A 25,956-nucleotide genomic window follows, 5' to 3' on the forward strand; every position below is an offset into this window, starting at 1 on the left:
GTGAGGATTGATTGATGTCTAACCTAATTAGTAGAAGAGCATCTAAGATACTTTTACTAAGATTAGATTCTCAAGAGGCATTCGAGCCACTCTGTTCATCCGGGCTGCCTGCTCCGTCATTAAACGTCTGTAAACGTTGTTCGATATCCAGGCTTGTTCGCAACGTGAAGCACTCATGGGCTACTTCTTTAGCGGCTGTTGCAGTTGTATTGAGCACTCTATGCTTCACACGCAAAAGAGATTGAGGAGACATACTTAGATTACGAATGCCTAGCTCAAGCCATAATGGAATTGAACGCTCGTCCCCTGCCATCTCACCACAGACACTAATCTCAATCCCAGCAGCATGAGCTGCTTCTACCGTAGCTCGTAGCATACGCAGCACGGCTGGATGATATGGATGATACATATGGGCGATCTGTTCGTTCATCCGATCCACAGCCAAGACGTATTGAACAAGATCATTCGTACCGATGCTGAAGAAATCCGCTTCCTCTGCCAATAAGTCAGCAATCATTACCGCTGCGGGCACTTCAATCATAATACCTACCTGGATATGTGGATCATATGGCAAATTACGCTCATCCAGATCAGCCATGGCCTCACGCAAAATTTCATTGGCCTGTTGCAGTTCTTCAACTGACGAAATCATAGGATACATAATCTTCACATTCCCTGCAGCACTTGCCCGCAGAATTGCTGTAAGCTGGGTTTTGAATAGATCCTTACGATCCAAGCTGATGCGGATGGCACGGTATCCAAGAAACGGATTATCCTCTTCAGGTAGCTCGAAATAATCAAGCTGCTTATCTCCGCCAATATCCAATGTACGAATGACAACAGACTGACCAGCTGTCTTTTCAGCGACCAATCTGTATACCTCATACTGTTCCTGCTCACCCGGGAATGTAGCCCGATCCATATAAAGGAATTCGGTACGGAACAGCCCTACTCCCTTCGCCCCATGCTTCAGAGCGAGATCCAGTTCCTTCACCGAACTGATATTGGATGCTAGATGAAGTACTGAGCCGTCCTTGGTTACGGCATCAACTGTAGCAAGCACCTGTAATTGTTCTTTTTTCTGCAGTTGCTTGTTACGAATCATCGTGTAACGTTCAATCGTTTTGCGATCTGGCTCCGTGAATACAAGTCCGTTATCCCCATCTACCACAAGCATATCGCCTGTCTCAACTGGCATGCCAAGACTCGCCTCCAGACCGGAAACGAGAGGTATGCCTAGGGCACGAGCCATAATAGCGGAATGAGATGTTTTACCACCAATGAGAGTAACGATGCCGAGCACATGCGTAGGATTAAGGTGTGCCAGTTGTGAAGGCGACAGCTCTTTGGCTACAAGGATGTACGGCTGAGTATCTGAAGGGAGGGTAATCTCCGGTGCACCCAATAGGTGCTTCAACAATCGATTGCCGACATCCTTAATGTCGATCGCTCGCTCCTTCATGTACTCATCATCCAACAAGTCAAACATCGTTACAAAGTGGTCAATCGCTTCTTTTACGGCCACTTCGGCAGCCTTATATTGTCTTTCAATAATGCCTCGAATTTCGTTCATAAACACAGGGTCTTCCAAAATCGCTAGATGCGCATCAAAGATGCTTGACTCTTCTGGACCCACAACTTCCTTGAATTCATTCTTGATGTACTCTATCTCATCCCGAGAAGTCCGGATGCCCTCATACAGCCGTTCGAATTCCTGGGCGAGATCCACCGAATCCATCTTCTGATCCGGCAGATCCCATTCCCAACTGGGCAGGACAAATGCTTTGCCGATGGCTATGCCTGCAGCGCCGTTGATGCCTTGTATCTTCATTCTACCCCTCCAACGTTCCTGTCATAGAGCACCACGGACATAACGGATGCCTGACCTTTCTTGACTTGCTTAAATGGAGCAAAGCTCCATGATTTGACACGATCCGGATTGGTAATTACCATCGGCGTTGTCAGTGATGCTGCTTGTTCACGAAGAACAGCGAGATCAAATTTAATCAGCAATTGTCCAGGCTCGACAGTATCGCCCTCTTGAACAAAAGCTTCAAAATGACCTTTTAATTGTGAAGTATCTATCCCGATATGAAGCAGAACCTCAAGCCCTTCTCGGGTGGAAATGCCTAACGCATGCATCGTTGGATACAGATGCATAATTGTACCGAATACAGGAGAGACCAGCTCTCCCCGCTCTGGGACAAAGGCTACCCCATCCCCAACAAGCTTGGCTGCAAATATCTGATCGGGCACCTCTTCAATCGGCAGCATTTTCCCCTGTACAGGCGCACAGAACAGCACTTGCGGCAGATCTCGTTCCAGTAGCTTCGCAATTTCTTCACGAATCAATTCGGAATAGGTACCGAATACCACCTGTACGTTTCCTCCGCCCAGCTTGATCAACCCGGCTGAGCCCATGCTCTTCATCGCACCCGTGTCGATCAGGCGATCGTCATGCACCGTCAGACGAAGACGTGTGATACACGCTTCAACCTGCACAATGTTGCTTTTGCCACCGAGCGCTTCCAAAATCAACGGAGCCTGGTAAGGAATATTGCCTACCCAATCCTCTAACATCGAGCCTTCTTCACGTCCTGGTGTAGGAATCTTGAATGTACGAATCGCCCAGCGGAACAAAAAGTAATAGACTAGCCCGTATAGTATGCCAATCGGAATAAGCTTCCAAGCATTCTCTGATAGATGAAAATTGAGTATGTAATCAATTATACCTGCAGAGTACGAGAACCCGTGTCGTATATCAAGCCAATAACTAATCCACATCGCAATACCAGACATAACCGCATGCACAATAAACAGATAAGGAGCTGCAAATAAAAAGGCAAACTCGATCTGTTCGGAAACTCCTGTCAGGAAACAGACTAATGCTGAAGTAAGAAATGTTTTCTTAATCTTCGGCTTCAAGTCTTCCCGGGCTTCCTGAATAATGGCAAACGCAATCGCTGGAATAGCGAACATCATGATCGGGAACAACCCGGCCATGAAGAAACCTGCAGATGGATCACCAGCAAAGAACCGAGGCAAATCCCCCTGTACAATGTTTCCGTCAGGCGTTTCGAATGTACCCAATTGAAACCAGAATACATTGTTCAGCAGATGATGTAAGCCAAAAGCAACCAATACCCTGTAGAGCACGCCATAGATGAACAATCCGAAACCACCGAGACTGTATTCCCATGTGGCAACCGCGTTCAATCCATGCTGCAGTATTGGAGCGATCCATAACATAAAACAGGAGAACAGCGCCGAGCAGAGCCCAACAATGAGCAAAACGAATCTAGAACCGCCAAAAAATTGCAATATTTCGGGCAGTTTAATGCTCTTAAATCGATTATGCATTACCCCAGCCAGTGCGCCGAGTATAATTCCGATTAAGGAAGCAGGCTGAACGGTGCCATCGCCAAAGTTGCGAGTCACCTGATCATATATGACGATACCAGCCAGCGCAGCGAGTCCCGCTTGTCCGGCCTGGTTGGAGAGTCCCAGCGCTACACCGACCGCAAATAAATAGGGCAAAAAATAAAAAATACCGTGTCCAGCCACGGTAGACACTTCACCAACAACGTTCATCCCCCAGGCGTCCCAGGGCAAACTGCCAACACTAAGCAAAATTGCGGCGGCGGGCAGGACCATTGTAGGCAGCATTACCGCTCTTCCGAGCTGCTGCAAGGATCCGAGCCAATTCATGGCGACCTCTCCTTTCTATCCTTGATGGTAAGCTTTAAGAAACGTTTTGTCAAAGCAAAACAGCAACCTGCTAGAAAGTTAATTATACTCCGCAATCACATACCAAAAAGACCACTTGTTGATGTGGCCATCACAATAAATAAAACGTTATATAGTCTTTAGAAAGGCTGGAATGTCATCTAAGCCATTGGTGCTATATTTCGATCAACCTAATGCAGTTATGCTATATAAAAAAAAGAAAATCCCCGTTAACTTTGCCTTCGTTAACGGGATTTTCTACGTGTATCACCTGATCGTATAAAGTTTTCTGTCCTATCACCAGGCATAACACAATTTCACGACCGCCGCAAAACGACGTAAATGGCGTTTAGTTGCGTCCAGCACCGCGCAGAACGATGGAGTCTTCGACCTTGATACAACGATTCGTAACAGCCGTCAGACCGTTCTCAGCCGCAATCTGCACTGCCTCATCGCTATGGATGCCCAGTTGCAGCCACAACACGTTAGCTTTGATCGCCGCAGCCTCTCGTGCTACATCAGCACAATACTCTTCCCGACGAAACACATTAACGATATCTACTGGTTCTGGAATATCCGCGAGCGTGGCGTACACCGTTTCTCCAAGAATCTCACCTTGCGCCTGTGGGTTCACAGGAATGATGCGATATCCTCTGCTTTGCATAGCTTCAGCAACCATGTAGGATGTGCGATCTGATTTGTCTGATAATCCAACGACAGCGATGTTGCCTGCATTACGCAAAATTTGTCCAATTTCTTCACGAGTAGGGTTGTTAAATTCCATGTTCAAGCACCATCCTTTTCTGCTCAAAGATTTCAGCTGATTTCGAACTTCGATGCTGATCATATACCGCCAGGGGGCATGCTTCATAACCACAAGCGGACTTTTGGAACTACCCCCTCAACGTGAGGGTTGTTTTACTCTTTTACCCATTGTACGGAGGCACCAAGCGCCTGCAAGTGATCGAAGTATTGTGGGTAAGACTTGGCTACATGGTGCGCATCCCGAATGCGAAGCGGTTGCTTGGCACGAAGTCCAACAACGGTTAGAGCCATGATGACCCGGTGATCATAATGAGCATTAATCTCAACGCCACCTTCAACGCCCTCTGGCCGTCCATGCACGATGATCTCCGCCTGACGCTCTTCGACGTTCGCTCCCGCCTTACGAAGCTCATTCAAGTAATCCGTAATTCGGTCACATTCCTTATAGCGCAGGTTCTCTACATTATAGAACCGTGAGGTTCCTTCCGCAAACACAGCTGCTGCTACCATGGCCAGAACTGCATCTGTTGCAGCATCTCCGTCGAATTCGATCGCCTTTAATTTCCCGTTCCCTTGCACGTGCACAACATTGTTCTCATGTGTCAGAGGTACTTCCATCATGCGGAGTACATCCACGATGGCACGTTCCCCCTGCTTGCTCTGTTCCATCAAACGCAAGATTTTCACATCCGACTGTGTCACCGCTGCCGCCGCGAGAACCGCCGCTGAACCTGGGTAGTCTCCTTGAACGGTATATGTCTGTGGTTGGTATGACTGGCCGCCAGGTACACGGAAGGACATGTAATCATCGCTTGCATGGATAACGATTCCTGCTTGCTCCAATACCTCCAGCGTTTGTCCGATCACGACCTTGGACTTCAGATCATTCAGCACTTCGATTGTGCTATCTTCTGCAAGCATAGGTGTTACAAAGAGTAATGCACTCAGATATTGGGAGCTCACCGAACCGGATACACGGATATGCCCACCTTTGGGTTTGCCACCTTTGATCGTAATAGGTAGACGTCCTTGTTCATGCTGAACTTCCACACCAAGTTGTCCCAGAGCATCAATCAGATCATCATGTGGACGCTTGCCAAGTGAATCTGGATACGTATTGACAAAAGTAACCTCAGGACATAATGCCGTTACACCCATCAAAAAACGTAAAACAGCACCCGCGTTGCCTACATTCAGTTCACGTACATCGCGTGGGTGGCTACCGAAACCTTGAATTACGATTTTGTTATCGTCTTCTTCCAGAACTGCACCTAGATCACGAATACATCTACGCATCGCGTCACTATCTTCACTATGCGCAGGGAAATGGATTGTGCTTGTGCCTTCTGCCAATGCCGCAGCTAGCAAATAACGTGTTGTGTAGTTTTTGGAGGACAAGGCTCCAATTTCCCCTTTCAGGGAGGGAGTAGGTGTTACGATAACGTCCATGAATGAATTCTCCTTCATTATTCAAATTATTAAGATACTAGAATCATAAACAAGGGCATCTTGCCTAAATTGACATTCCCTGCATCGCTTGGGTATCATTATAAGCGTTAAGTCGATACAGAAAAGAGGATCTGAATATGACGCAAATTGCTGAAATTGAAACGTCTGAACTACGCCGCCGTTTACAGGCTGGCGAGAAGTTGCAGATGATAGACGTCCGTGAGGACGAAGAGGTCGCACAAGGCATGATTGAGGGAGCGAAGCACATCCCCCTAGGTCAAATTCCAGACAGACTGTCTGAAATTGAGAAGTCAGGTGAGATCGTCCTCATCTGTCGCAGTGGTTACCGCAGCGAGCGTGCTGCCGAATATCTGCAACAACTTGGCTACGAAGGCTGCACCAACATGGTTGGCGGCATGCTGCAATGGCAACAGGAAGACTAGTCGAACGAGCCGCTCGGCTCGTTTTTTCATTACACTGTACTTCTCACACCTCTATAAAAAAACACACGGCGATTACAGGCTTAGACGCGGTAATGCGCTAAAATTAAACGAGTCACTTCAGCCGCGGATAACGACGTAGTATCCACTGTGTAATGCGCAAACCGATACGCGTCTTTGCGTTCCTCCATAATCGTCTGGATTCGTTCCTCCGCATTGCCTGCCAGTAATGGACGATTGTCACAACCACTCACACGCTCTACAATCACTGCGGGATCTGCAGTCAGCGCAACGACCCAGCCATTCTTGGACATCACATCACAGTTGTCAGCACGCAGTACAACTCCGCCTCCAGTTGCAATGATCTGTGCCTTCTTCTCTAGTACAGAGCACAGCACCCGACTCTCTGCATCCCGGAAGTAAGTCTCGCCTTTGCTTGTGAACAATTCAGGAATTGTACATCCTTCCTCTTTCTCCACTGCGGCGTCCACATCAACCAGTCGATAGCCTAGTTCGCGTGCAAGTAAATCTGCAACTGTTGATTTGCCGGTTCCCATCATACCGATGAGTATAATATTGTTAGCCTTGCTCAAAAGGTACACTCCTTTATTTCAAGAGGTTATTCAAAAAGTTCGCTTTGGATGACGAAACATCATTTTGAATTCGCATTTCAAGCATTTCTTGAGCACTTTTGTCCTATCATAACACAGCCCTGCTAACTGGGGAAGGCTAGAGCGCTGACGGTGGAAGTCAGAAAGATTAATGACCTTCTATCGCGCAATGAAAAAGACCCAGCAACTCCGGCATAGCCGAGATTGTGGGTCTTCTTATTAGAGGTAATCGCAAGCGATCCTCCCTCCGAGACTACTCCATCCAGTTGTGGTGGAAGCTGCCTTCTTTGTCCACACGTTTGAACGTGTGTGCACCGAAGTAGTCACGTTGTGCTTGCAACAGGTTTGCAGGCAAACGCTCTGTGCGGTAGCTATCGTAGTAGGACAACGCACTGGAGAAACCAGGAACCGGAATTCCTTGTTGTACAGCAGCTGCTACGACTTCACGCCATGCGCCTTGGTAAGATTCAACGATATTTTGGAAGTATGGATCTAAGAGCAGGTTTTTGAGCGCTGCATCTTTATCGTATGCTTCTTTGATGTTTTGCAGGAACTGTGAACGGATGATGCAGCCACCGCGGAAGATCATGGCGATGTTGCCATATTTCAAATCCCAGCCGTACTCATCGGATGCAGCACGCATCTGAGCGAAGCCTTGAGCGTAGGATACGATTTTACTTGCGAAGAGTGCTTTACGCACGTTCTCAATGAAGGCTTTTTTGTCGCCAGAGAATGCTTCTGTCGCAGGACCATTCAGAATTTTGCTTGCTGCTACGCGCTCGTCTTTCATCGCAGACAAGAAACGGGAGAATACGGATTCAGTAATCATGGACAGTGGTACGCCGAGATCAAGCGCGCTTTGGCTTGTCCATTTACCTGTTCCTTTTTGTCCAGCTGCATCCAAGATCACGTCGACCATTGGTTTACCGGTTTCTGGATCGTATTTGGAGAAGATATCTGCTGTGATCTCGATCAGGTAGCTATCCAGTTCCCCTTGATTCCATTCCGTGAAGATCTCATGCAGCTCTTCTACGGAAACGTTAAGTACGGATTTGAGCAGGTGGTATGCTTCGCCAATCAATTGCATATCACCGTATTCGATACCATTGTGAACCATTTTGACATAGTGTCCTGCACCGTCTGGTCCAATATATGTACAACAAGGATCATCGCCAACTTTAGCTGAAATTGCTGTCAGGATTGGCTCTACTAGTTTATATGCACTCTCTTGTCCACCTGGCATAATGGAAGGACCTTTCAATGCGCCTTCTTCACCACCAGATACGCCTGTGCCGATGAAACGGATACCTTTGTCTTCCAGTTCTTTGCTGCGACGTTGGGTATCAGGGAAGTATGCATTTCCTCCATCAATGATGATGTCGCCTTCATCCAGATGAGGCAGCAATTGTTCAATGGTTGCGTCTGTCGCTTTACCTGCTTGAACCATGATCAAAATTTTGCGTGGGGATTCCAGGGATGCTACGAATTCTTCAATCGAGAACGTACCTGTCAGATTTTTACCCTCGGCTTCTTTCAGAAGATCCTCTGTTTTCTCTTGGGAACGGTTGTATACCGATACCGTGAAACCTCTGCTTTCAATGTTAAGGGCCAAATTTTTGCCCATGACAGCCAGTCCGATTACGCCGATCTGTTGTTTAGTCATCTGGTCTCCCATCCTTTACTCCAATTGATTTTTAATGATATTGTCTCTCAACAACACTCTCATTTTAACGGTTTTACGTATAGAAGTGAACCCCGCAGAGCATCTACACCACGAGAAAACGCCCCAATCCGTCAAGGAGTTCATTGTATTTTCATAATTACCTGGGATGGGACAGACACATCTTGTGTAAATCGTTTCGTTTCAAGGCTGTATACCTTTGATGTTATACTAGAATCCATTGAATGACATGATGAGGAGGAGAGAACAAATGGAGGTTGAGCAGCTCTCGAACGAAGAACGATTATCGCTAGATATTCGTAGAACCTTTCTTCTAGGCTCGTATATGGCTGAATGGGGGATGCCACAGTTCAGAATCATTCTATCTAAGCCAGAAAGAAATGTGTATGTGGAAATCTATTACTTTCCAGCCAAAACTCAATCAGACGTGGCAAGATTTGTTACGGTAGGATTGTCACAGGCAACCCGTCCATCAGGTGATCTGGTAGCGGCTGAATGGATGCTTGCACTGCAATCGGATCTTGGTGGTGAACATGTGGAACGCATCAACACGTATCTGGCTGATTTAATATCACATCATATTGAGAATGTTCCGAATTCAAGCATTCCCCGTGTAATGCCACCAAGCAACATTGCACCAGCTGGTTGGAATGCAACTGCTCTACTTATTGATGAATTACGTGGAGAAAACGAATCTTTGGAACAAATTCATGTAGGTCAAGAGATGATTCCACTGCTCTGGGTCGTGCCGATTACTCCATATGAAGCTGATCTCATCCTCAATCAAGGGATAGATCACTTCGATGCCTTGGTTGAAAGCTCGAGCTTCTCCATTATCGACCCTTCTCGCCCGTAACTTCACCATTGTTCCTTTCATGAGGATCATCCGATACAGCAATGAAAGCCCTGGCGTGTGCCGGGGCTTTATTTACGAGTGTAATCTACAATTTGTATGTTTCATGCTTCCAGCATCAACAGATGTCCGGATAAACGCTGCAATACTTCGCGGCAGGCGTTTGCTTTTTCCGTATTATTGAGCTGTATGGCGTTATGCAGACGTTCCAGTTCATCATCCACTTCCATGCGCAACAGCATCAGCCGCTCCTCACCTTCACGCGAGAGGAACATTTCTTCCATTTCTTCCGCCGTAGGCGCAGGTTCCTTTTGAAAAATAACCCGTTGCTTGAACCCGGATACCTCCACCAAACGAATCACTTCACCAAACAAAATGTTCTCTACCGTCATCTGCTGATCCTTGAATCGTTTTACAACGGCATGCCCTCGTGTGTCACCGATAAGCTTCTCCAGCCATTCCGCTAGCTTCGCGTCCTTGATGAGGTAATCACCCGTCATTTTGTAATTGCCACTGCGTGTCTGTTGAAAACGGAGCTTTACCAGCTTACGCCCAGTACGGACTGACAAGATAAAGAAGGATTCGTCCTCGCTCCAATATAGTGAATAGCCCTCACGAATAAGGTCTTTGATCAAATTTTGGATATGCCGACGGTTGAACCGCAGCTCCAGATTGCAATATTCAACTTCATAACTCTTATTCACGGCACTCCCCTCCATCTGTACCGGATCTACACCGGTTCGCTTCTTACATCGCTTTTTACATGGCTTCTTCTACATCGGCTTACCCTATTTTATACTTCATTTTATGTAAGGGTACTTGGTTATTTGACTATTTTTCACTGAATCAACCGAAGGACCAGACCTTTCCGCAGGCGCACAGGGGCAAGCCCCTGATTTTCATGATATAATAGACGCGAAATGGAGGAATACAGATGGATTTTTCCAAGGGATGAATGCCATCTCACAAAAATGGAGCTTGTTCTCTAACGGACTATAGCTATCTTCAAAAGGTTAGAAATAACAAAGGGAATGTCACAACCGATCTGGTTGACGACACTCCCTTTTGGTGTTGAATCCATTCTTCATAGATATGCGTTATTTGGCGGGTGCAGTTCGAAATGGATTGCGTGACAATATAAAATGCACGATCGCAAGCCCTGCCATCACAATTGCACTGCCGATGAACGGTGCCGGATGGCTGACATGATCCCACAACAAACCTGAGACGATCGGCCCAACCACCATGCCCGACCCCTGTAAAGTTAGGAAAAATCCCCAAATGGCCCCCGCTCTCCCTTGGGAATGAGTGTAGCTACAAATGCGTTCCATGCCGGCAAAATCATGGCGTAACTAACTCCGACGAGCATTACGATTCCAAAGACCACCGGAATGGCGGTAATCGAAGCGAACGCGAACAAACTTGCGGATGCCATCAAAAAACCGATGTGTAAAAACACGGATGTTCCGAACCGATCCACCATTTTCCCTACGGGCAGCAACGCAATCACGGTAATCCCTCCACCCGCAATTAATAACAAGCTGTAAAGATTGGGTGAGATATGCAGGTCGGTACGCGTATACAGTGTAATGACCGGACTGAGTAAGCCAATAACGAACGATTGCATAAACAATGCAGGGTATACGAGCGGGTTCACATTAAGTGTACTTCGCACACGCTGTAATGTGCCCTGAATGCTTCTTTTGAGCTTAATAAATGGTGTAAGTAGGCTCGGCTTGGGTGGATAAGGTGCAGGGGTACGTGTTGCCTCTTCATGCGCATGCTCTCCTTCCACAACGACACGTCCTGGCAAGATCAAAGCGACTAAAATGACAAGAATGGCACAGCCCATTAAGACTAGAAATACCATACGATAATCATGATGAGTACGCTCCAGCATCCAGTTCATGCCCACAGGGCCAAGCCCCGTTCCTCCTAGAGCGGCCATTTCCAGTGCACCCATCGCTGTGCCATTTTTGTTCTGTGGGCCTGACATCGCCGTCACACCTGTCATGGCGCAAGGCCAGAGCGGTGAAGTCCCTATGCCAAGAATGAGACAAGCCATAGACAGACCAAAAGCACTTTTGAAAAATATAATCATAATGACCGCGATCAACGTACAGATTAAAGCAGTCACCATCGTTGCACGAAACCCAATTCGTTCAGCTGCCCAACCCGAGGGCGCTCGGAAGAGGTTGTCACCCAAATATTGAAGGGCAAATGCTACACCGATCACACCTGCTGACAACCCCAAAATGTTATCCATATATACAGGCAATACAGCTACCAGTAGAGCTCCTTTGATAATTTCGACTAAGAAAAGCGTCAGCCACATTGCGATAAAAAAAGGCGACCGCAAAATTTTGGCAGGTTTCGTGTTGGTTTGCATTCTTTTCTCTCCTTTCGACGCTCCATTGCCCTTCCCCTAACCTTAGTGTAACCGCGGGGAATGTGACCAAATCTCGGCAATTCAAAAATTTGTCGCTCATACCGCTTGCATTCGGTTCTTAATTTGCTATACTCATCTTTGTTTACCAATTTTATTAGGAAGGGTTGTGACAGCACTGATGAATCACCACCGTACGCCGCTGTTTACCGCTTTAAAAAATCATGCGGCACTCAATCCGGTACAGTTTCATATTCCGGGACATAAAAAAGGATTGGGAGCGGATACCGAATTCCGTGAATTTATTGGCGATAATGCCTTCTCCATAGATTTAATCAACATCGCACCACTGGATGACCTGCATCAGCCGACAGGTGTCATTCAGGAAGCTCAGATGCTGGCTGCCGATGCCTTCGGAGCAGATTATACCTATTTTAGTGTACAAGGTACAAGCAGTGCGATTATGACGATGATTCTATCGGTCTGCGGACCTGGCGACAAAATTATTGTGCCCCGTAATGTGCATAAATCGGTACTGTCTGCCATCATTTTCTCAGGTGCTAAACCTGTCTTCGTTTCTCCTGCACAAGATGTCAATCTTGGCATCGATCACGGAGTAACGATTCAATCTATACGTCGCGCTCTTGAGCGCCATCCGGATGCTAAGGCGTTACTTGTCATTAATCCAACCTACTACGGCGTATGTACGGATCTAAAATCAATTGTTGAGCTGGCTCACAGCTACCAAGTTCCTGTCCTTGTGGACGAGGCACATGGCGTACTTATTCATTTCCATGAGGATCTTCCCCTGTCTGCTATGGCAGCAGGAGCCGATATGGCTGCAACAAGTGTCCATAAGCTCGGTGGTTCCATGACACAGAGTTCTATACTCAATCTGAATACGAAGAATGGATTCGTGAATCCACAGCGTGTACAGACAATCCTGAGCCTTCTCACATCAACATCAACATCATACATTTTGCTTGCTTCACTCGATACATCTAGACGCAATTTGGCTCTGCATGGACATGAGATTGCACAGAAAGCGATCGATTTGGCTGAATTCGCGAGACGAACCATTAATGATATCGATGGATTGTATTGCTTCGGAAAGGAACTGCTCGGTACGGAAGCAACGTTTAATTATGATCCAACCAAAGTTACGATTCATGTTCGTCACTTGGGTATTACAGGTTATGAAACGGAAAACTGGCTACGTGAACATTACAACATTGAGGTCGAACTCAGTGATATGTACAATATTCTGTGCCTTGTGACGCCAGGTGATACAGACGACTCTGTAGGAATCTTACTCAATGCTTTGCAGGATCTGTCCAGAACCTACTATCAGGTTAATCCAGCTCACGAGCTTGTTGTTAAAGTTCCAGATATTCCGCAATTGATGCTCACACCGCGTGATGCTTTCTACGGAGATACGGAAGTCATTCCTTTCAGAGAATCCGCAGGACGTATTATCTCGGAGTTTATCTATGTGTACCCGCCAGGCATTCCAATTTTACTTCCAGGTGAGGTCATTACTCAAGAAAATATTGACTACATCATCGACCATGTTGAAGTTGGATTGCCCGTTAAAGGCCCTGAAGACCGAAGCGTAACGAATGTAAAAGTAATCGTGGAAGCAGATGCGATCTTCTAGAGATCTGCTGCAGCCATATATAAATGCTTAGACTAAGAGCCAGGCCTGCCCGCCTGGTTCTTTTTTTGTGCAAAAGAACAAACAAAACAACAAGACCCCTTGATATCAAGGAGTCTTGTTGTTATTCCAAAAGAATGACTATTCTTGGCTTGCAACGAGTTCGTTGTATGCCGCTTCAACACGGCTCCACTCGGCTTCGTCTTCAATATTGTAGAGCACCATTTCCTCGTCTTCTTCTTCCATACGCAGGATGATGCCGTCAGCTTCAGGATTATTACGTTCCAGCAGGAGCGCATAAACATGGTTCTCCACGTCAAACGTCTCCACCAAAACCATCTCCACGTCGTTTCCGTTCTCGTCTGTTAGTGTCAGAAGAACTTCTTCATGCTCGTGGTCGTGGTCATGGTCGTGACCGCATCCGCAGTCAGCGCCGTGTTCATGTGTGTGATCGCTCATTGAAATACCTCGCTTTGTAAATAGTAATAGTGTAACCTTGCATATCGTAACATGTTCATGAATCCAGGTCAATTTACCCAGCTAGGTTATTTTTGGTTCAATCGTTCAGAGCGGTAATGATTTTCTCTGCTACCAGAACGTAATTGCTGTTTGCATTTTCTTTAATATGAAAACCGACTTGGTATTTACCAGCACGGCTGAAGTCGTACGTAAAGTCATAGGTGCGGAACCAGAAGTTATCCTTCTGCGTTGTAAGCTCCTGCGACTGAATATCTTTCACTTGACCACTTGGATTCGTAATGGTTACTTTAACGGCAGCCACATCCGCTGTTAGACTGTCCACTTGAGAGAACACGTTGAATTTCAGTTTGCCAACGTTGACGTTACCAAACACAGTGTCTCCTTTGAACAGAAAAATATGTACATTCGGCTTGATCACCGTGACCCTCTTGTTGTTGCTATCCCATCTGGCGATGCCGCCAGCTTCTCTAACAGGTACATATGTCGTTCCATCAATTAAATAACCGCCATCAGCCGCTTCCTTGCCATTGATTAGAACTCGAATCTTCTCGTTCACTGAATCTGCAAACAATAATGACCCGCCGAGCAAGGAAAAAACCGTGACACACAGCAAAACTCTCTTCCATTTCATCCCGTCATATTCCCTCCCCGCTGCTAGGTGTTGTACATTTATACTCCAGATTCAGCCACAAAGTTGCGCTGTTTTTCATCATTTTTCATTTTTTATCCAGAATTTTTTCCACGCCTTGGAACGTTCAAAAAGAAGCACTCCCTGTAAGGAAATGCTTCTATAATATGATTCTTATGAATGCGCTATTATACGCAGCTATTACGTATTGCTTGTTGTTTCCATTTATTAGGTTCAAGATGACGTATGACGGGTCAGAATGCAAGGTACACCTTTACCGATTGCTCCATCCACCCGCATTCTGGCTGCATAGTCCATGCCCCGGGTACAGGGCGTTTTACAGCGCTCACATACATCCGATGTAACCAATTTCATGGATACACGAACTTTGTCACTCTTTAATGCAGCTGCCTTTTTACCTTTTGCTTTTGCCATCCCGGATTCCCCATTTCCCCAAGTGCTTACTGAATGTAGTGCATCATATGGGGGTTCGCCCAGTTTGGTGTCAATCTTAGGTTATTTATCAAAAATTTCAGGCTTATTCCTCGGAGAAGTAGTGAGCAATTGGATTTTCTACTTTTTTGACAGCTACCTCTTAACCTTGCTCATCCATCACATAGTACTAATAGTAGTCGTTAGTAAATCTAATTGTGTTCTGCATTTGCACTACATAAGCTTGGGAGGTCTCTTCACTCAAGTGATCCTCATTCCAGAAATAGTGCAGCATTAACCGATTCTGGTTATACGGATGTTTGGTGATATATGCTCCTGCGGCATGAGGCTGCTCCATCGTATCTTTCCAAGCAAACCAATCTGCTTCGCTCGATCCGTAATGCTGGGCTTCAACGATTGCACGAATCCACTTTTCGTCGCTTTACCAAAGACAATCAGATTGCTCGGCGATATCTCGCTGTTCATCTTTTGCTTCAATTCTCCGCGATCCTTGACCACATCATATTTCACACCACTTGTATTGAAGAACTCCGTCAATTGACTCATTATCGCCTCATGCTGCTTATCCGGTTGCTTGCTCACCTGATCACTAAGGACAATCGTTAATGGCTCATCATGAAGATCCTTGGCCATCAGACGATTCATCAAGATGTATATTGATCAAAGTTACGAACCCCATCTGTTGGTAACCGATTTGACAGCATGCTGTGCATTACATAATATGGAATAAATATACCATTTTACAAGTGCTCAATGTTTGGGGGAATGAAAATGAAAAAGGTTTACTTGTTATTTTTATTTTTACTTTTTATCGTGCTTAGTGCATGTACAAATGTTAATGTGGATAACGCAGAGGTAGTCAGCCCTGTTACAGAAGTTCAGCCAGAAGTTACAAACCCAGAGAATCAAACGACTACGATCACCGAGAATAATCCGAATACACCATCCACGTTTGTAGCATTGGATCAGAATAGTCTGTCTGTACGAGATTTCGAATCAGCTTATGCCATGTGTGTATCTGCCCTCACAGCGTATTACAAAGCCACTTGGAATGACTCGAAATTTGATGTAAACACTTATTTTGACAACGATAATTTAAAACAATATATGCAAGCGAAAATCGATTCCCAGCATGAAATATTTCTCCAAAATGACCTTACGGATAATACAGTAACAGGTCTTAAAGCAGGTGTTGAGAAAGCAGAGTTTCATGATGAAGGTGACTTTTTCTATCTTAAAATAGACGCAGAGGTAATTAAGGATGTGGGAAGTTATGCTGAGCCTACTGAATTTCTCATTCAGAACTCACGTGGAAATTTAGTTATCGTCGATTGGTATACTGGCGGGAAGGATAGCTATGATTCCATGATTCGTGGAGAAAATCTGGTTATTGATAATCCTGAGATTTGGAATGATGGCGAGTGGGTTAAAGGTCTGGAGCTGAATACGAACTAAAATGTGAGATGTCCCAAAAACTATTCTTCACCTTCCTGTCAGAGGTTAAAAAAATTTAAAAAGCCCTTGAATATCAAGGGCTTTTAGTTATGATCTGTAGTGGGCTCGAACCACTGCCCCCTACCAGCACCTTTACTTTCACTGGATAAATGACTTAGGAATTCTTTTAATCTTACCTTGATTTCCACTGAAATCTTCTCTTGGCTTACGTAAACCACATCAATAAGTGTATTCAGCATCATTTTCTTCTTTTCCGTAGACGCATTATCAAATATATCTTGCCAAATAGGAATGTATTCTTTTAACATTTCCATTTCAGATATCTCAATTTTCTTCGACGAGAGTAATTTTTCAATTTCATTAATTTCATTTGAAGTTTGTGTGATTTCATTCTCTTTAGTCTCAATGAGTCCACTAAGCATTTCCGGCTTAAAGACACTCTTACCCATAATCGCCTTTGGAACCTCAGCATTTAAGACAGAAAGTTCATTATAATGCTCTTCGAGGATACTTTGTAATTTCTTTATCTTCTTTTCTTCCTCATTTAGTGTTTTCTTTTTGATAGATTCAATTTTTGATCCAAAGTCTATAGTTTGAAGTTGGTTTAAATAAATATTGACTTGCTTCATTACCTGTCTTTCAACTTTCCTAGATGAAAAAGTTGCTTGACCATTGCAATCTGTTTTACCCTGCAATTTGCCACTACAACGGTAACTTTTACTTTGATAGTATCTGAGTATTTCTCCATTAGCTGCTTTATACTTATTTACAAACGTTGTTGAAGTTAATCTTGAATTACAACATCCACATCTAGCTATTCCTGTAAGAAGCAGACTTCCTTTTGTGCTCATGGGTACAGAATTGTCTTTATTTTGTTTACTTTTTGGGTTTTTCTTTTCTCTGATATCCTGTACTGAATTCCACTCTTCTTCGGGGACTATAATTAACTCAGGAATAGGCTTTGAAAATGTATCATCTCCAGATTCTTTCCTATACCTCATTACCCCTTTGTATATAGGATTCTTGAGTATAACATTCACAGTAGCTGCACCCATTGTTTAGCTTTTCGAGTAGGAATACCCTCTTCATTTAACAATTTAGCTATTCTCAGTTGTCCATATCCCTCATCCAGCACCAGTCTAAAAATTCTATGTACTACAGCAGATTCTTCCTCATGTTTGACTAATTTAAGTAGTATCTTACCTTTCTTGTTTACATCTCCTGAATCAATACCCTTGTAGCCATAAGGGATTCCTCCACCCTGAAAATTCCATCCTCAACCATCTGCATGTGTTTTTCGTTGACACGGTCAGATGTCTTTCTGCTTTCTCCACTTGACTGCCAAAACCTTAAATAGTTAACAAGTCTATCTGTGTGTGCCTCAATTTTTTGTTGCCCTTCTATTACAGACCACATTTCGATTCCCATATTTACAAACCACTCAAGTACAAAGGGAGTCTCATCATCTTTCCTTCCCAATCTATCGAACATGAACACTAACAAAACATCAAACAAACCGTTTTCTGCATCCTCTTTAGCCTGTTGAATAACGTCACGATTCGAGGCAGACACTTTGAATCCTGAGACGCCTTTTTCGGTATATTCCTTAACTAACTTCCAGCCTTTTTGCTTTTCAATCATTCCTCTGCATGATCGCTGCTGCATCGGTATATCGTTCCCATCTAACTGTCCTTTTGTAGATACACGATACAGAGTTGCTACACGTTTAATTTGCACCATTTTTTCACCACCATATCTTTTTTCTGTCATAAATAATGATATCTCTTTCTCTACTTTAACTATAAAAATTCTACCCAGAATATTCCCTTAAGTCAATAAAATAAAGTGAAGACTACCCACATATTCTGTTGTAGGTAGTCCATTGGTTTATATCTCTCTTATTTGTTGTTCTATGTATTCATCCGATAGCATATGGAACCTTCATTTTACACGAATCCGGCCATGGGCCATTCTTTATTTATTTTCAGTAGGTGTCGCACTTTCTATTACAATCCGTCATATAAAAACCCATTTTTTCACATCATAGAAGTAAAAAAAGCCCTCTAAGGGGCTGTATGTGTGAGAAGTCAGACATTGGTACTATGTCGCTGAAGCTCTATTTGAGAAAACCTCCTATTTCATTTCCTATTGTTTGGTGCGATGAAACATTTAATATTTCATAAATCAGAATACCCAACAAAATTGTTAAACCAATAATCTTTGGAAGTTTCTTTTTATTGAACGTGAAAGAGCATATTGTTCTTATCTCCTTATATATGTATAGGGATATTTAAACGTATAAAATGCAAAAAATCAATGAACAGCCATAGTTGACTGTTCATTGATCTCATGTATATAGGACGAGTGGGGATCGAACCCACGACCCTTACCCTGTCAAGATAATGCTCTCCCGCTGAGCTATCGCCCTTCAATAATTGTATTATTTCCACTGATAAAAAATATTTCAATATGGCTATTAACTCATTATTATACAATATGTAAATCAAGTAACATTATCATACCAAGTAACCGCGTACATTGTCAATTGTTTTGTGGTTAGATTATACCCGAAATGGAGAACAATAAAGGAATGATTCCCATTTGAATAAAGAGGTGATTTTCATGAAATACATTCGATTACGCACAGTACGTTATGTGACTACCAAACTAGTCGCTCTGCTCGGTGCCTTCCTAATGATCATTATTGCTTCTGGGTGCAGTTTGGAACGGGATGAGCATACTGTACAATTTCAACAGTTACAGAGCCCAGGTGGGGCTGAAGCACTCCCGGTCTGGCTTGATGTATATTCCAAATCGATTATTAAGGATGTGTATTCTCCACAGGGAAATAGTGAGGTTCTACCTTAAGCTTTACCTTAATCGTGTTGCACACGACTACTCATCTTCGTCCCACTTCTTAGAATATGCCTTCTTGGTGACGTAATATAACAAAACAAACATGCCGGCAGATAACAAGAGTGTTATGGTCATAACCCCTGCCATACCCATCATGAACACCCCTTTCCATTATGTTCCACTTTAACTATACAGGAATTGCATTTTTTTGTATAATGCATTCTTACACGTCGCGAAAGAGCAGAAAGAAGGAATGGAATTGGCAGCGGAAATTAGTTATGTAACAACAGAATCACAGCTCCAAGAAGCTCTAGAGATTCGTAAACAGGTTTTTGTAATCGAACAACAGGTGCCAGCCGATCTGGAAATTGACCAATATGATGTTATTAGTCCAGATGCACACCATGTGTTATTGTATACGGACGGACAAGCGGTAGCAACGGGACGTTTGATCTATTACAGCAAGGATACTGCCAAAATGCAACGTATCGCTGTACTTCTATCCCACCGTTCTTTTGGCTATGGACGCGTGCTTTTGTTAGCGATGGAAGAACAGGCACGAGAATTAGGCTTAACGTATTCTGTACTGGATGCACAATGTCAGGCTCAGAAATTCTATGAGAAGTTAGGGTATGAAGTTATTTCAGAAGAACCTTTTTATGATGCAGGGATTCTGCATGTTCGCATGAGAAAAGCGCTGTAATCAATACTTACGACTTAACATCGTTCTCTACAGATGCATACTTTCTACTGTTCCGGACAGGATAAGGTTGTAACCAGAATCCTACTTGTTCAGATAAGGAGAGTGTGACAACATGGATCAAACAACTCGTGAAAGCTTCACCGCCGTGCAGAAGAATGGAGATGGAGATCTAACCGCCTTTCAAACTTCAACAGGTCGGGTGTTGGATTATCAACAGGCTCTGGCAGAAGTACAAGCTGGTGCGATTGCTGGAGTGAATGTGTTCAAGGGCAAGGATGGGGAGATGTATATCCGTGGTGACGCCGATGGCGATCCAACGAATAATCTCGATCAACTGCCAAGTTTCTAAGTTGAGAGCATCTATCTGATATATGAAACGCTAATCCGTCTTAACGGGTTGGCGTTTTTGATTATTCCACCATTTTGCCTACTTTAATATTCCGTAAAATATTTCAAGGCATCCGCTTTAGGTTTGGGCGTATGAATCGGTGTAGACACCTGCTCCCATGCCTGCAATATCCGAATGCTTTCGAGTGTTGACTTGTTCTCCCAGTAAATATATTGTCTGCGCTCAAGCTCCTGCAGGGACTCTTGGATGAGCGCTTTACTTCTTCCCGTCTTGTTCTCCAGCTCATCCATACGAGGCATACGACGGCGCTGTCCCGCATAATTCACTATAATTCGTAAAACTTTACGATCAAAATCATTTAGCATAGTCCAGCTTCCCTTCCTTCTGAAGTACTGGCCGCCAGGCTAGAATCCCTTGTTCAAGAAATGTTCGGGGCACCCCATCTTTACCTGCGGATGCTTTAATCAAGCCACCCCGTACACTATTAATTCGAATCTGTCGCTGTGTAATGTGCCCTGCACGATCCATGTATACAAGCTCAACCATCTGACCGATATATTTACCTAACATTAACGACCCCTCCTAAATAAGAACGTATGTTTGTTAATTATTATATGCGAACATAAGTTCTTTATTCAACAACTAAAAAAAGGATTCAAGTAAAAATAAAACCAGACCTCCCTTGGATCAGGGCAGCCTGGTTTCTATGGAGCGTTATCCGGTATAACGAACTTTATGCTCAATGTCGATCTGATTCTGTAAATTGTACGTTTTTCAATTGCTGGGTTGAAGGATTAAAATCAACATTGACATACACCGCGAATTCTTTACCGTCTTTGGCTCGTACCCATAACTTGAATTGTTCCCTAGATTGATTAGCTGTAAGAGAGGTACGACCAATATGTTTATAATCCACAATATCGACATTATACTTGGTCTGGGTTTCCTTGACCGCAATAATCCCCCACTTCGCATAATCCGGGATCGTCGTTTCAGTACCTGTTGCAAAAACTCCCGTAAAACTGAGAAGCACCGACATGAAGGTTACGATGAGCATTTTCATTTTACTCACTCCTTGGGATTGTTTCCCGTTAGCCTGCCCTGCCGGAGCTTCGTTTACACTAAAGAGGTTAAGATAAAAGTGACTGGGTGCCGAAACCAGAGAAGCATACTGATAATGATTTCATACCGAGTCGTTGAAGGATCAAAGCTCATTCCCCAATCGCCAGACCACAAATTTGCTTTAGGTAACTCGTCCTTCGTCTGTTCAAGACCATACTTTTCGGCTATGGCATCCCTCGTTTGCTGATCAAGCTTAACTTCACTCGTCACACTTGCCTCAGCGTTTCCTAACCCCACATTTACGAATAAAAGAATCATCCAACCTACGATTATCCAACTTTTACGCACTCACCATTTCTCCTTTTATCCTGAAAACAACTGAATGTCTGTTCTTTATTGATCCTTTTTCTTTATTGATCTTTGTTCTTTACATCCATGACAACTTGAAAGCCCTTCGCTTTACCACTGAGGTATCCCTGTTCATAAAAATCAATTCCATCAGGAGTTATTGTAATTGCCACCATTTCATCATCATTTTCTACAGAATTGGCTACGATATATTTTCGCTCTAATAAATATGTTATGGATCTATGTTTTTCTATGTGTTCCGTTTGGTAAAATGCGCTTTTGGGAACAACGACAGCTTCAGTTTTCGTAAACCATACAGAATAAATTTCTGCCAAAATATCGTACCTTTCTTGTATCCTCTCTTTTATCGCTATTTCCAGTTCATCAAACATTTTTAATATCTCCTTTATAAAAGGTGTATTCCACTTAGACTTATATCGAATTGTACATAAATTTCACCACATTGGAAATAACAAGACTAAACTCAATTACACTACGTGGTTCATCCTTCATTAGAACCATTTATGTATAAAATTGTTTAATTGAATCAATGTAAGTGTAATAGGCAAGTGACAGAACGACTTCACTGATCTAGCACCTATTCTAGAGGAGGTTACATTTGAATGTTCAAACGCATGGATGAAATCGCAATTGAAATTCCTGATGTCGAGAAGCCGGATCCGAACGCAGCCGCAGCGATACAAGAATTGTTGGGTGGTAAATTCGGAGAAATGTCAACATTGAACAACTACCTCTATCAGTCCTTTAATTTCCGCTCCAAAGAGAAGTTGAAGCCGTTCTATGACCTGGTGATGAGTATTACTGCGGAAGAACTAGGCCATGTTGAGCTCGTGTCACACGGCATTAACAAATGTCTTAGAGGCTCAACGGAGTACAAAGAGCCTGATGACACACCGCTAGGTTCAGTGAAGGATGCCCGCCTCTCGTATCACTTCCTGGCAGGGGCACAAGGGGCGATGCCTTTCGATTCGATGGGGAATCCATGGACGGGCGCTAACGTCTTCAACAGCGGCAATCTCGTCGAGGATTTACTGCACAACTTCTTCCTTGAATGTGGTGCACGTACCCATAAAATGAAAGTGTATGAAATGACCGATCATCCTGCGGCACGAGAAGTTGTAGGTTTCCTGCTCGTTCGCGGCGGCGTCCATGTTGTCGCTTATGCTAAAGCATTGGAGATCGCAACCGGCGTCAATGTAACAAAGCTGGTTCCGATTCCTTCTTTGAACAATAAAGCCTTTAATGAGACTCGAAAATATGAAGATAAAGGCGTACACACCAAGCTGTATACGTGGAGTGATAACGATTTTAATGCCATCAATCAGATTTGGAAAGGAACTCACCCTGAAGATGGGCTGCCTTTAGAAGTTATTCAAGGTGCTCCTGAAGGTGTTCCTATTCCTGAAGCTCCTCCGGTGGAGGAAGAGTTTGCTCCAGGCATTTCACAAGAGGACTTCAAGGAGATTGCACGCCGCCTCAAAATGGCCGGCAATATTACAGATTAAGCTGGTTTCTTATGAAATGTCGTTTATTCCATACAACGGATAAAGCATAAAGTAATGCCCCAGCTCCTGCTCATTGCATGGAAATGAGGGCTTTTTTGCTTTTGTATTTCACTTGTAATCTATCCGATTATTTAGTTTTTGCCTGCTTATACATGTATCTTCCCCAGATTACCAACGTGACACATAACAAAATGGCACAGTAGGCCCACACAAACAACATCGCAAGCCCCAATCCAATATTTGCATCCAGACGTTCATCGAACATCTCCGTATACAGTGAAAATCCAAGGGGCACTGCTCCCACAACAAACAGTCCAATCAGCCCAGCACCCCAGCGTTTTAACGCCCAGCCAGTTCCGCCGCTGGAGAGCTTCCGAATACCTTGGATCAAAAGCATTAGAATGATAATAAATCCAGCACAGGTTATCAGTATTTTCAGCATTTTCGTTACCTCCTTCTATAGAATCAGGATGCATAATAATATTTCATTTCACTATTTTGGATATATTCATGAACGACCTTAATCACATATGACATATGACTGATATATAAAATTACCCATTTCGCATGCACATACCACAATCCTTCTCTATACCAATCAATGAGTCCCTTCGCCATCAACCTCCCCTTCTCACTCATTTGTTGTATACGTATCATCTAACCATACGCTAGTCTCATTTCATTCATAACAAAAAAGCCACCACCTCGACTCCTTCCAAGCCGCGGCGATGGCACATATAGAACTTCCTCTAAACAATTCTAGAACTACGTCACAAGTTATGCCCCAAACTGTGCGTAATGCAGACGACTATACACGCCTCCTGCGGCCAGTAATTCATCATGACGTCCTTCTTCGGTAATACCCTGCTCAGCCACAACGATAATGCGGTCAGCATTCTTAATCGTAGCCAGTCGGTGAGCAATGACAAGTGTTGTCCGACCTTCAGACAATTCAGCAAGAGATTGCTGAATCGCTGCTTCTGTTTCGGTATCCAGTGCGGATGTCGCTTCGTCCAGAATTAGAATAGGTGGGTTCTTCAGGAACATTCGTGCAATGGATAAACGCTGCTTCTGTCCTCCTGATAACTTCACGCCACGCTCACCAATTAACGTATCCAGACCTTCAGGCATGGACAAAATCAAGCTTTCCATCTGGGCGCGACGAGCCGCCATCCAGATCTCTTCTTCACTCGCATCCAATTTCCCATATGCGATATTCTCACGAATCGTGCCATCAAACAGGAATACATCTTGTTGAACGATACCGATCTGGCCACGCAATGAATCCAGTGTCATATTCCGGATCTCCTGTCCGTCGATCAAGATGCGTCCTTCCAACACATCATAGAAACGAGGAAGTAGACTACATAGCGTTGTTTTACCTGCTCCTGACGGCCCCACAAGCGCTACCGTTTCACCAGCTCGAATACTGAGATTAACGTTTCTGAGTACAGGCTCCTGATCCGGCTCATCGGAATAACCGAAGGTCACTTGCTCGTAGCGGATATCTCCACGTAGCTGTGACACTTTCACTGCGCCAGGACGATCTTCTACATCAGGCTCCATATCAAGCAGATCTGTATACCGTTTGAAGCCTGCCATTCCTTTTGGATAGGTCTCAATGACGGAATTAATCTTCTGGATTGGCGTTAGGAATACGTTAGATAACATAATAAATGCAATAAATTGACCGTAACTCATGTCCCCTGAATGACAAACCATGTTCCACATACAAGTACAAAGAGGGAAACAAGCTTCATTAACATATAACTGATGGATGAATTCCACGCCATGATCTTGTAAGCAATCAACTTGGTTTGACGGAAACGACTATTGTTAACTGCAAATTGTGCTTTCTCATGCTCTTCATTAGCAAAAGCTTGAACAACACGAATACCTGTTACATTGTTTTCTACACGAGCATTGAAATCGGCGATATCTCCGAACATTCGGCTAAACGCTTTGGACATCTTACTACCGAAGTATAAGGATATATAGATAATTAATGGCACAATGATAAATGTTAAAATAGCAAGGTTACCATTAATGCTCATCATGATGCTGAATGCACCCACCAATGTCATCACGGCAATAAATACATCCTCTGGGCCATGATGGGCAATCTCGCCAATATCCATCAGGTCATTCGTCATTCGGGAGACCAAATGACCCGTTTTCGTATTATCGAAGAAACGGAATGATAACTTCTGCACATGATCAAACAATTTTTTACGCATATCCGTCTCAATATTAATCCCCAGTTTATGACCCCAGTAGGTTACCACATAGTTCATGAAAGAACTGAGAAAGTACACACCGAGCAATCCAAGACATGCCCATAAAATCCAGTCCCAGCGCCCTCCTGGTAGCAATTCATCCACGACTTTGTTTACAGCTAGCGGAAAAGCAAGCTCTAAAGCTGCTACGAAAATCGCACAGCTAAAGTCTAGAATAAATAGTTTTTTGTAAGGCTTATAGTAGGCCATAAAACGGCGAAGCATATACAGATTTCCCCCTTATAGCAACCACTC

31 protein-coding genes, 1 tRNA gene and 1 pseudogene are annotated in these 25,956 nt (G+C 44.0%); 8 read left to right on the plus strand and 25 right to left on the minus strand.

All coding sequences use genetic code 11. The annotated features are described in order from the left end of the window. Window positions 1-70: 70 nt before the first annotated feature. The 4 genes from ptsP to aroA all read right to left on the minus strand — a co-directional run bounded on the left by ptsP (window position 71) and on the right by aroA (window position 5,940). Complete coding sequence (ptsP, locus tag DMB88_RS19900; protein ID WP_128102744.1) at window positions 71-1,831, minus strand: phosphoenolpyruvate--protein phosphotransferase; 1,761 nt, start codon at window positions 1,829-1,831, stop codon at window positions 71-73. After that, on the minus strand, window positions 1,828-3,708 hold the full coding sequence (locus DMB88_RS19905) for a glucose PTS transporter subunit IIA (RefSeq protein ID WP_128102745.1): 1,881 nt from the start codon (window positions 3,706-3,708) through the stop codon (window positions 1,828-1,830). Before DMB88_RS19905 ends, ptsP begins: the two co-directional genes overlap by 4 nt. A gap of 367 nt (window positions 3,709-4,075) precedes the next feature. After that, the gene (locus tag DMB88_RS19910; protein ID WP_128102746.1) at window positions 4,076-4,510 is read right to left on the minus strand and encodes a CoA-binding protein; all 435 of its coding nucleotides are present in this window, start codon (window positions 4,508-4,510) and stop codon (window positions 4,076-4,078) included. A 134-nt stretch (window positions 4,511-4,644) separates the two neighbouring features. Further along, on the minus strand, window positions 4,645-5,940 hold the full coding sequence (aroA, locus tag DMB88_RS19915; protein ID WP_128102747.1) for a 3-phosphoshikimate 1-carboxyvinyltransferase: 1,296 nt from the start codon (window positions 5,938-5,940) through the stop codon (window positions 4,645-4,647). A 137-nt stretch (window positions 5,941-6,077) separates the two neighbouring features. Between aroA and DMB88_RS19920 the strand changes: the two genes are divergently transcribed. Next, complete coding sequence (locus DMB88_RS19920) at window positions 6,078-6,383, plus strand: rhodanese-like domain-containing protein (protein WP_056696298.1); 306 nt, start codon at window positions 6,078-6,080, stop codon at window positions 6,381-6,383. 80 nt (window positions 6,384-6,463) lie between these two features. Here DMB88_RS19920 and DMB88_RS19925 read toward each other — a convergent pair whose 3' ends face one another. Next, window positions 6,464-6,973, minus strand: a complete 510-nt coding sequence (locus tag DMB88_RS19925; RefSeq protein WP_251381264.1) for a shikimate kinase — start codon at window positions 6,971-6,973, stop codon at window positions 6,464-6,466. A 271-nt stretch (window positions 6,974-7,244) separates the two neighbouring features. After that, entirely contained in the window at window positions 7,245-8,654 is a 1,410-nt protein-coding gene (gene gndA, locus DMB88_RS19930) for an NADP-dependent phosphogluconate dehydrogenase (RefSeq protein ID WP_128102748.1), read from the minus strand. Between the two features lie 268 nt (window positions 8,655-8,922). Here gndA and DMB88_RS19935 point away from each other — a divergent pair, with 268 nt between their 5' ends. After that, the gene (locus DMB88_RS19935; protein ID WP_128102749.1) at window positions 8,923-9,528 is read left to right on the plus strand and encodes a suppressor of fused domain protein; all 606 of its coding nucleotides are present in this window, start codon (window positions 8,923-8,925) and stop codon (window positions 9,526-9,528) included. Window positions 9,529-9,629: 101 nt separating this feature from the next. Here DMB88_RS19935 and DMB88_RS19940 read toward each other — a convergent pair whose 3' ends face one another. The 3 genes from DMB88_RS19940 to DMB88_RS19945 form a co-directional block, all read right to left on the minus strand. After that, the gene (locus DMB88_RS19940) at window positions 9,630-10,229 is read right to left on the minus strand and encodes a hypothetical protein (protein WP_128102750.1); all 600 of its coding nucleotides are present in this window, start codon (window positions 10,227-10,229) and stop codon (window positions 9,630-9,632) included. A gap of 393 nt (window positions 10,230-10,622) precedes the next feature. Beyond that, window positions 10,623-10,772: a hypothetical protein gene (locus DMB88_RS32155; protein WP_368028210.1), complete on the minus strand. Its 150-nt coding sequence runs from the start codon at window positions 10,770-10,772 to the stop codon at window positions 10,623-10,625. A gap of 17 nt (window positions 10,773-10,789) precedes the next feature. Continuing rightward, entirely contained in the window at window positions 10,790-11,914 is a 1,125-nt protein-coding gene (locus tag DMB88_RS19945) for an MFS transporter (protein WP_368028211.1), read from the minus strand. Between the two features lie 178 nt (window positions 11,915-12,092). On the opposite strand from DMB88_RS19945, the gene DMB88_RS19950 reads away from it, so the two are divergent. Next, the gene (locus DMB88_RS19950; protein ID WP_128104520.1) at window positions 12,093-13,568 is read left to right on the plus strand and encodes an aminotransferase class I/II-fold pyridoxal phosphate-dependent enzyme; all 1,476 of its coding nucleotides are present in this window, start codon (window positions 12,093-12,095) and stop codon (window positions 13,566-13,568) included. Window positions 13,569-13,706: 138 nt separating this feature from the next. Here the strand turns inward: DMB88_RS19950 and DMB88_RS19955 are convergent, their stop codons facing one another. The 4 genes from DMB88_RS19955 to DMB88_RS19970 form a co-directional block, all read right to left on the minus strand. Continuing rightward, window positions 13,707-14,024 (minus strand): DUF1292 domain-containing protein, encoded by a 318-nt coding sequence (locus tag DMB88_RS19955; protein ID WP_128102751.1) that lies wholly within the window; start codon window positions 14,022-14,024, stop codon window positions 13,707-13,709. A gap of 97 nt (window positions 14,025-14,121) precedes the next feature. Further along, window positions 14,122-14,676 (minus strand): stalk domain-containing protein, encoded by a 555-nt coding sequence (locus tag DMB88_RS19960; RefSeq protein ID WP_128102752.1) that lies wholly within the window; start codon window positions 14,674-14,676, stop codon window positions 14,122-14,124. Between the two features lie 231 nt (window positions 14,677-14,907). Continuing rightward, window positions 14,908-15,108 carry a hypothetical protein gene (locus tag DMB88_RS19965; protein WP_128102753.1) on the minus strand — a complete coding sequence of 67 codons (201 nt, stop codon included), beginning with the start codon at window positions 15,106-15,108 and terminating at the stop codon, window positions 14,908-14,910. Window positions 15,109-15,399: 291 nt separating this feature from the next. Continuing rightward, window positions 15,400-15,759: a hypothetical protein gene (locus DMB88_RS19970; protein ID WP_128102754.1), complete on the minus strand. Its 360-nt coding sequence runs from the start codon at window positions 15,757-15,759 to the stop codon at window positions 15,400-15,402. 138 nt (window positions 15,760-15,897) lie between these two features. Between DMB88_RS19970 and DMB88_RS19975 the strand changes: the two genes are divergently transcribed. Continuing rightward, window positions 15,898-16,581: a hypothetical protein gene (locus DMB88_RS19975; RefSeq protein WP_128102755.1), complete on the plus strand. Its 684-nt coding sequence runs from the start codon at window positions 15,898-15,900 to the stop codon at window positions 16,579-16,581. Between the two features lie 83 nt (window positions 16,582-16,664). Here DMB88_RS19975 and DMB88_RS19980 read toward each other — a convergent pair whose 3' ends face one another. The 4 genes from DMB88_RS19980 to DMB88_RS19995 all read right to left on the minus strand — a co-directional run bounded on the left by DMB88_RS19980 (window position 16,665) and on the right by DMB88_RS19995 (window position 19,009). Next, window positions 16,665-17,636 carry a recombinase zinc beta ribbon domain-containing protein gene (locus DMB88_RS19980; RefSeq protein ID WP_128102756.1) on the minus strand — a complete coding sequence of 324 codons (972 nt, stop codon included), beginning with the start codon at window positions 17,634-17,636 and terminating at the stop codon, window positions 16,665-16,667. Next, on the minus strand, window positions 17,618-17,716 hold the full coding sequence (locus DMB88_RS32160; RefSeq protein WP_164848739.1) for a hypothetical protein: 99 nt from the start codon (window positions 17,714-17,716) through the stop codon (window positions 17,618-17,620). Before DMB88_RS32160 ends, DMB88_RS19980 begins: the two co-directional genes overlap by 19 nt. A gap of 77 nt (window positions 17,717-17,793) precedes the next feature. After that, complete coding sequence (locus tag DMB88_RS19990; protein ID WP_128102757.1) at window positions 17,794-18,351, minus strand: recombinase family protein; 558 nt, start codon at window positions 18,349-18,351, stop codon at window positions 17,794-17,796. A gap of 586 nt (window positions 18,352-18,937) precedes the next feature. After that, window positions 18,938-19,009 (minus strand) — tRNA-Val (locus tag DMB88_RS19995). A 194-nt stretch (window positions 19,010-19,203) separates the two neighbouring features. Here DMB88_RS19995 and DMB88_RS20000 point away from each other — a divergent pair. From DMB88_RS20000 to DMB88_RS20010, 3 genes are all read left to right on the plus strand, one after another. Then, the gene (locus DMB88_RS20000; protein WP_128102758.1) at window positions 19,204-19,449 is read left to right on the plus strand and encodes a hypothetical protein; all 246 of its coding nucleotides are present in this window, start codon (window positions 19,204-19,206) and stop codon (window positions 19,447-19,449) included. A 247-nt stretch (window positions 19,450-19,696) separates the two neighbouring features. Beyond that, a complete protein-coding gene (locus DMB88_RS20005; RefSeq protein ID WP_128104522.1) occupies window positions 19,697-20,140 on the plus strand; it encodes a GNAT family N-acetyltransferase in 444 nt (147 codons plus the stop codon). Window positions 20,141-20,252: 112 nt separating this feature from the next. Beyond that, the gene (locus DMB88_RS20010; protein ID WP_128102759.1) at window positions 20,253-20,489 is read left to right on the plus strand and encodes a DUF3892 domain-containing protein; all 237 of its coding nucleotides are present in this window, start codon (window positions 20,253-20,255) and stop codon (window positions 20,487-20,489) included. 83 nt (window positions 20,490-20,572) lie between these two features. Here DMB88_RS20010 and DMB88_RS20015 read toward each other — a convergent pair whose 3' ends face one another. From DMB88_RS20015 to DMB88_RS20035, 5 genes are all read right to left on the minus strand, one after another. Next, entirely contained in the window at window positions 20,573-20,854 is a 282-nt protein-coding gene (locus DMB88_RS20015; protein WP_174715306.1) for a hypothetical protein, read from the minus strand. Continuing rightward, window positions 20,844-21,059, minus strand: a complete 216-nt coding sequence (locus tag DMB88_RS20020) for a hypothetical protein (protein WP_128102760.1) — start codon at window positions 21,057-21,059, stop codon at window positions 20,844-20,846. The genes DMB88_RS20015 and DMB88_RS20020 overlap by 11 nt, the downstream gene beginning before the upstream one ends. A gap of 169 nt (window positions 21,060-21,228) precedes the next feature. Further along, on the minus strand, window positions 21,229-21,552 hold the full coding sequence (locus DMB88_RS20025) for a DUF3889 domain-containing protein (protein WP_128102761.1): 324 nt from the start codon (window positions 21,550-21,552) through the stop codon (window positions 21,229-21,231). Between the two features lie 53 nt (window positions 21,553-21,605). Further along, window positions 21,606-21,899 (minus strand): hypothetical protein, encoded by a 294-nt coding sequence (locus DMB88_RS20030; RefSeq protein WP_128102762.1) that lies wholly within the window; start codon window positions 21,897-21,899, stop codon window positions 21,606-21,608. A 62-nt stretch (window positions 21,900-21,961) separates the two neighbouring features. Continuing rightward, complete coding sequence (locus DMB88_RS20035; protein WP_128102763.1) at window positions 21,962-22,291, minus strand: hypothetical protein; 330 nt, start codon at window positions 22,289-22,291, stop codon at window positions 21,962-21,964. A 231-nt stretch (window positions 22,292-22,522) separates the two neighbouring features. On the opposite strand from DMB88_RS20035, the gene DMB88_RS20040 reads away from it, so the two are divergent. After that, a complete protein-coding gene (locus DMB88_RS20040) occupies window positions 22,523-23,425 on the plus strand; it encodes a manganese catalase family protein (protein WP_128102764.1) in 903 nt (300 codons plus the stop codon). 127 nt (window positions 23,426-23,552) lie between these two features. Here DMB88_RS20040 and DMB88_RS20045 read toward each other — a convergent pair whose 3' ends face one another. The 3 genes and pseudogenes from DMB88_RS20045 to DMB88_RS20050 all read right to left on the minus strand — a co-directional run bounded on the left by DMB88_RS20045 (window position 23,553) and on the right by DMB88_RS20050 (window position 25,926). After that, window positions 23,553-23,867 (minus strand): hypothetical protein, encoded by a 315-nt coding sequence (locus tag DMB88_RS20045; protein ID WP_128102765.1) that lies wholly within the window; start codon window positions 23,865-23,867, stop codon window positions 23,553-23,555. A 23-nt stretch (window positions 23,868-23,890) separates the two neighbouring features. Continuing rightward, window positions 23,891-24,043: a hypothetical protein gene (locus DMB88_RS30290; protein WP_164848740.1), complete on the minus strand. Its 153-nt coding sequence runs from the start codon at window positions 24,041-24,043 to the stop codon at window positions 23,891-23,893. A gap of 159 nt (window positions 24,044-24,202) precedes the next feature. Then, a pseudogene (locus tag DMB88_RS20050) lies at window positions 24,203-25,926 on the minus strand (ABC transporter ATP-binding protein). Window positions 25,927-25,956 lie beyond the last annotated feature (30 nt).

This window comes from Paenibacillus sp. DCT19 (assembly GCF_003268635.1).
Taxonomy (GTDB): Bacteria; Bacillota; Bacilli; order Paenibacillales; family Paenibacillaceae; genus Paenibacillus.

Coding starts and splice junctions, on each gene's coding strand:
- ptsP (WP_128102744.1), bottom strand. CDS start 1,831: ATGAAGATACAAGGCATCAACGGCGCTGCAGGCATAGCCATCGGCAAA.
- DMB88_RS19905 (WP_128102745.1), bottom strand. CDS start 3,708: ATGAATTGGCTCGGATCCTTGCAGCAGCTCGGAAGAGCGGTAATGCTG.
- DMB88_RS19910 (WP_128102746.1), bottom strand. CDS start 4,510: ATGGAATTTAACAACCCTACTCGTGAAGAAATTGGACAAATTTTGCGT.
- aroA (WP_128102747.1), bottom strand. CDS start 5,940: ATGGACGTTATCGTAACACCTACTCCCTCCCTGAAAGGGGAAATTGGA.
- DMB88_RS19920 (WP_056696298.1), top strand. CDS start 6,078: ATGACGCAAATTGCTGAAATTGAAACGTCTGAACTACGCCGCCGTTTA.
- gndA (WP_128102748.1), bottom strand. CDS start 8,654: ATGACTAAACAACAGATCGGCGTAATCGGACTGGCTGTCATGGGCAAA.
- DMB88_RS19935 (WP_128102749.1), top strand. CDS start 8,923: ATGGAGGTTGAGCAGCTCTCGAACGAAGAACGATTATCGCTAGATATT.
- DMB88_RS32155 (WP_368028210.1), bottom strand. CDS start 10,772: ATGGTGGTTGGGCCGATCGTCTCAGGTTTGTTGTGGGATCATGTCAGC.
- DMB88_RS19945 (WP_368028211.1), bottom strand. CDS start 11,914: ATGCAAACCAACACGAAACCTGCCAAAATTTTGCGGTCGCCTTTTTTT.
- DMB88_RS19950 (WP_128104520.1), top strand. CDS start 12,093: ATGAATCACCACCGTACGCCGCTGTTTACCGCTTTAAAAAATCATGCG.
- DMB88_RS19955 (WP_128102751.1), bottom strand. CDS start 14,024: ATGAGCGATCACACACATGAACACGGCGCTGACTGCGGATGCGGTCAC.
- DMB88_RS19960 (WP_128102752.1), bottom strand. CDS start 14,676: ATGAAATGGAAGAGAGTTTTGCTGTGTGTCACGGTTTTTTCCTTGCTC.
- DMB88_RS19965 (WP_128102753.1), bottom strand. CDS start 15,108: ATGGCAAAAGCAAAAGGTAAAAAGGCAGCTGCATTAAAGAGTGACAAA.
- DMB88_RS19970 (WP_128102754.1), bottom strand. CDS start 15,759: ATGGCCAAGGATCTTCATGATGAGCCATTAACGATTGTCCTTAGTGAT.
- DMB88_RS19975 (WP_128102755.1), top strand. CDS start 15,898: ATGAAAAAGGTTTACTTGTTATTTTTATTTTTACTTTTTATCGTGCTT.
- DMB88_RS19980 (WP_128102756.1), bottom strand. CDS start 17,636: ATGGGTGCAGCTACTGTGAATGTTATACTCAAGAATCCTATATACAAA.
- DMB88_RS19990 (WP_128102757.1), bottom strand. CDS start 18,351: ATGACAGAAAAAAGATATGGTGGTGAAAAAATGGTGCAAATTAAACGT.
- DMB88_RS20000 (WP_128102758.1), top strand. CDS start 19,204: ATGAAATACATTCGATTACGCACAGTACGTTATGTGACTACCAAACTA.
- DMB88_RS20010 (WP_128102759.1), top strand. CDS start 20,253: ATGGATCAAACAACTCGTGAAAGCTTCACCGCCGTGCAGAAGAATGGA.
- DMB88_RS20015 (WP_174715306.1), bottom strand. CDS start 20,854: ATGCTAAATGATTTTGATCGTAAAGTTTTACGAATTATAGTGAATTAT.
- DMB88_RS20020 (WP_128102760.1), bottom strand. CDS start 21,059: ATGTTAGGTAAATATATCGGTCAGATGGTTGAGCTTGTATACATGGAT.
- DMB88_RS20025 (WP_128102761.1), bottom strand. CDS start 21,552: ATGAAAATGCTCATCGTAACCTTCATGTCGGTGCTTCTCAGTTTTACG.
- DMB88_RS20035 (WP_128102763.1), bottom strand. CDS start 22,291: ATGTTTGATGAACTGGAAATAGCGATAAAAGAGAGGATACAAGAAAGG.
- DMB88_RS20040 (WP_128102764.1), top strand. CDS start 22,523: ATGTTCAAACGCATGGATGAAATCGCAATTGAAATTCCTGATGTCGAG.
- DMB88_RS20045 (WP_128102765.1), bottom strand. CDS start 23,867: ATGCTGAAAATACTGATAACCTGTGCTGGATTTATTATCATTCTAATG.
- DMB88_RS30290 (WP_164848740.1), bottom strand. CDS start 24,043: ATGGCGAAGGGACTCATTGATTGGTATAGAGAAGGATTGTGGTATGTG.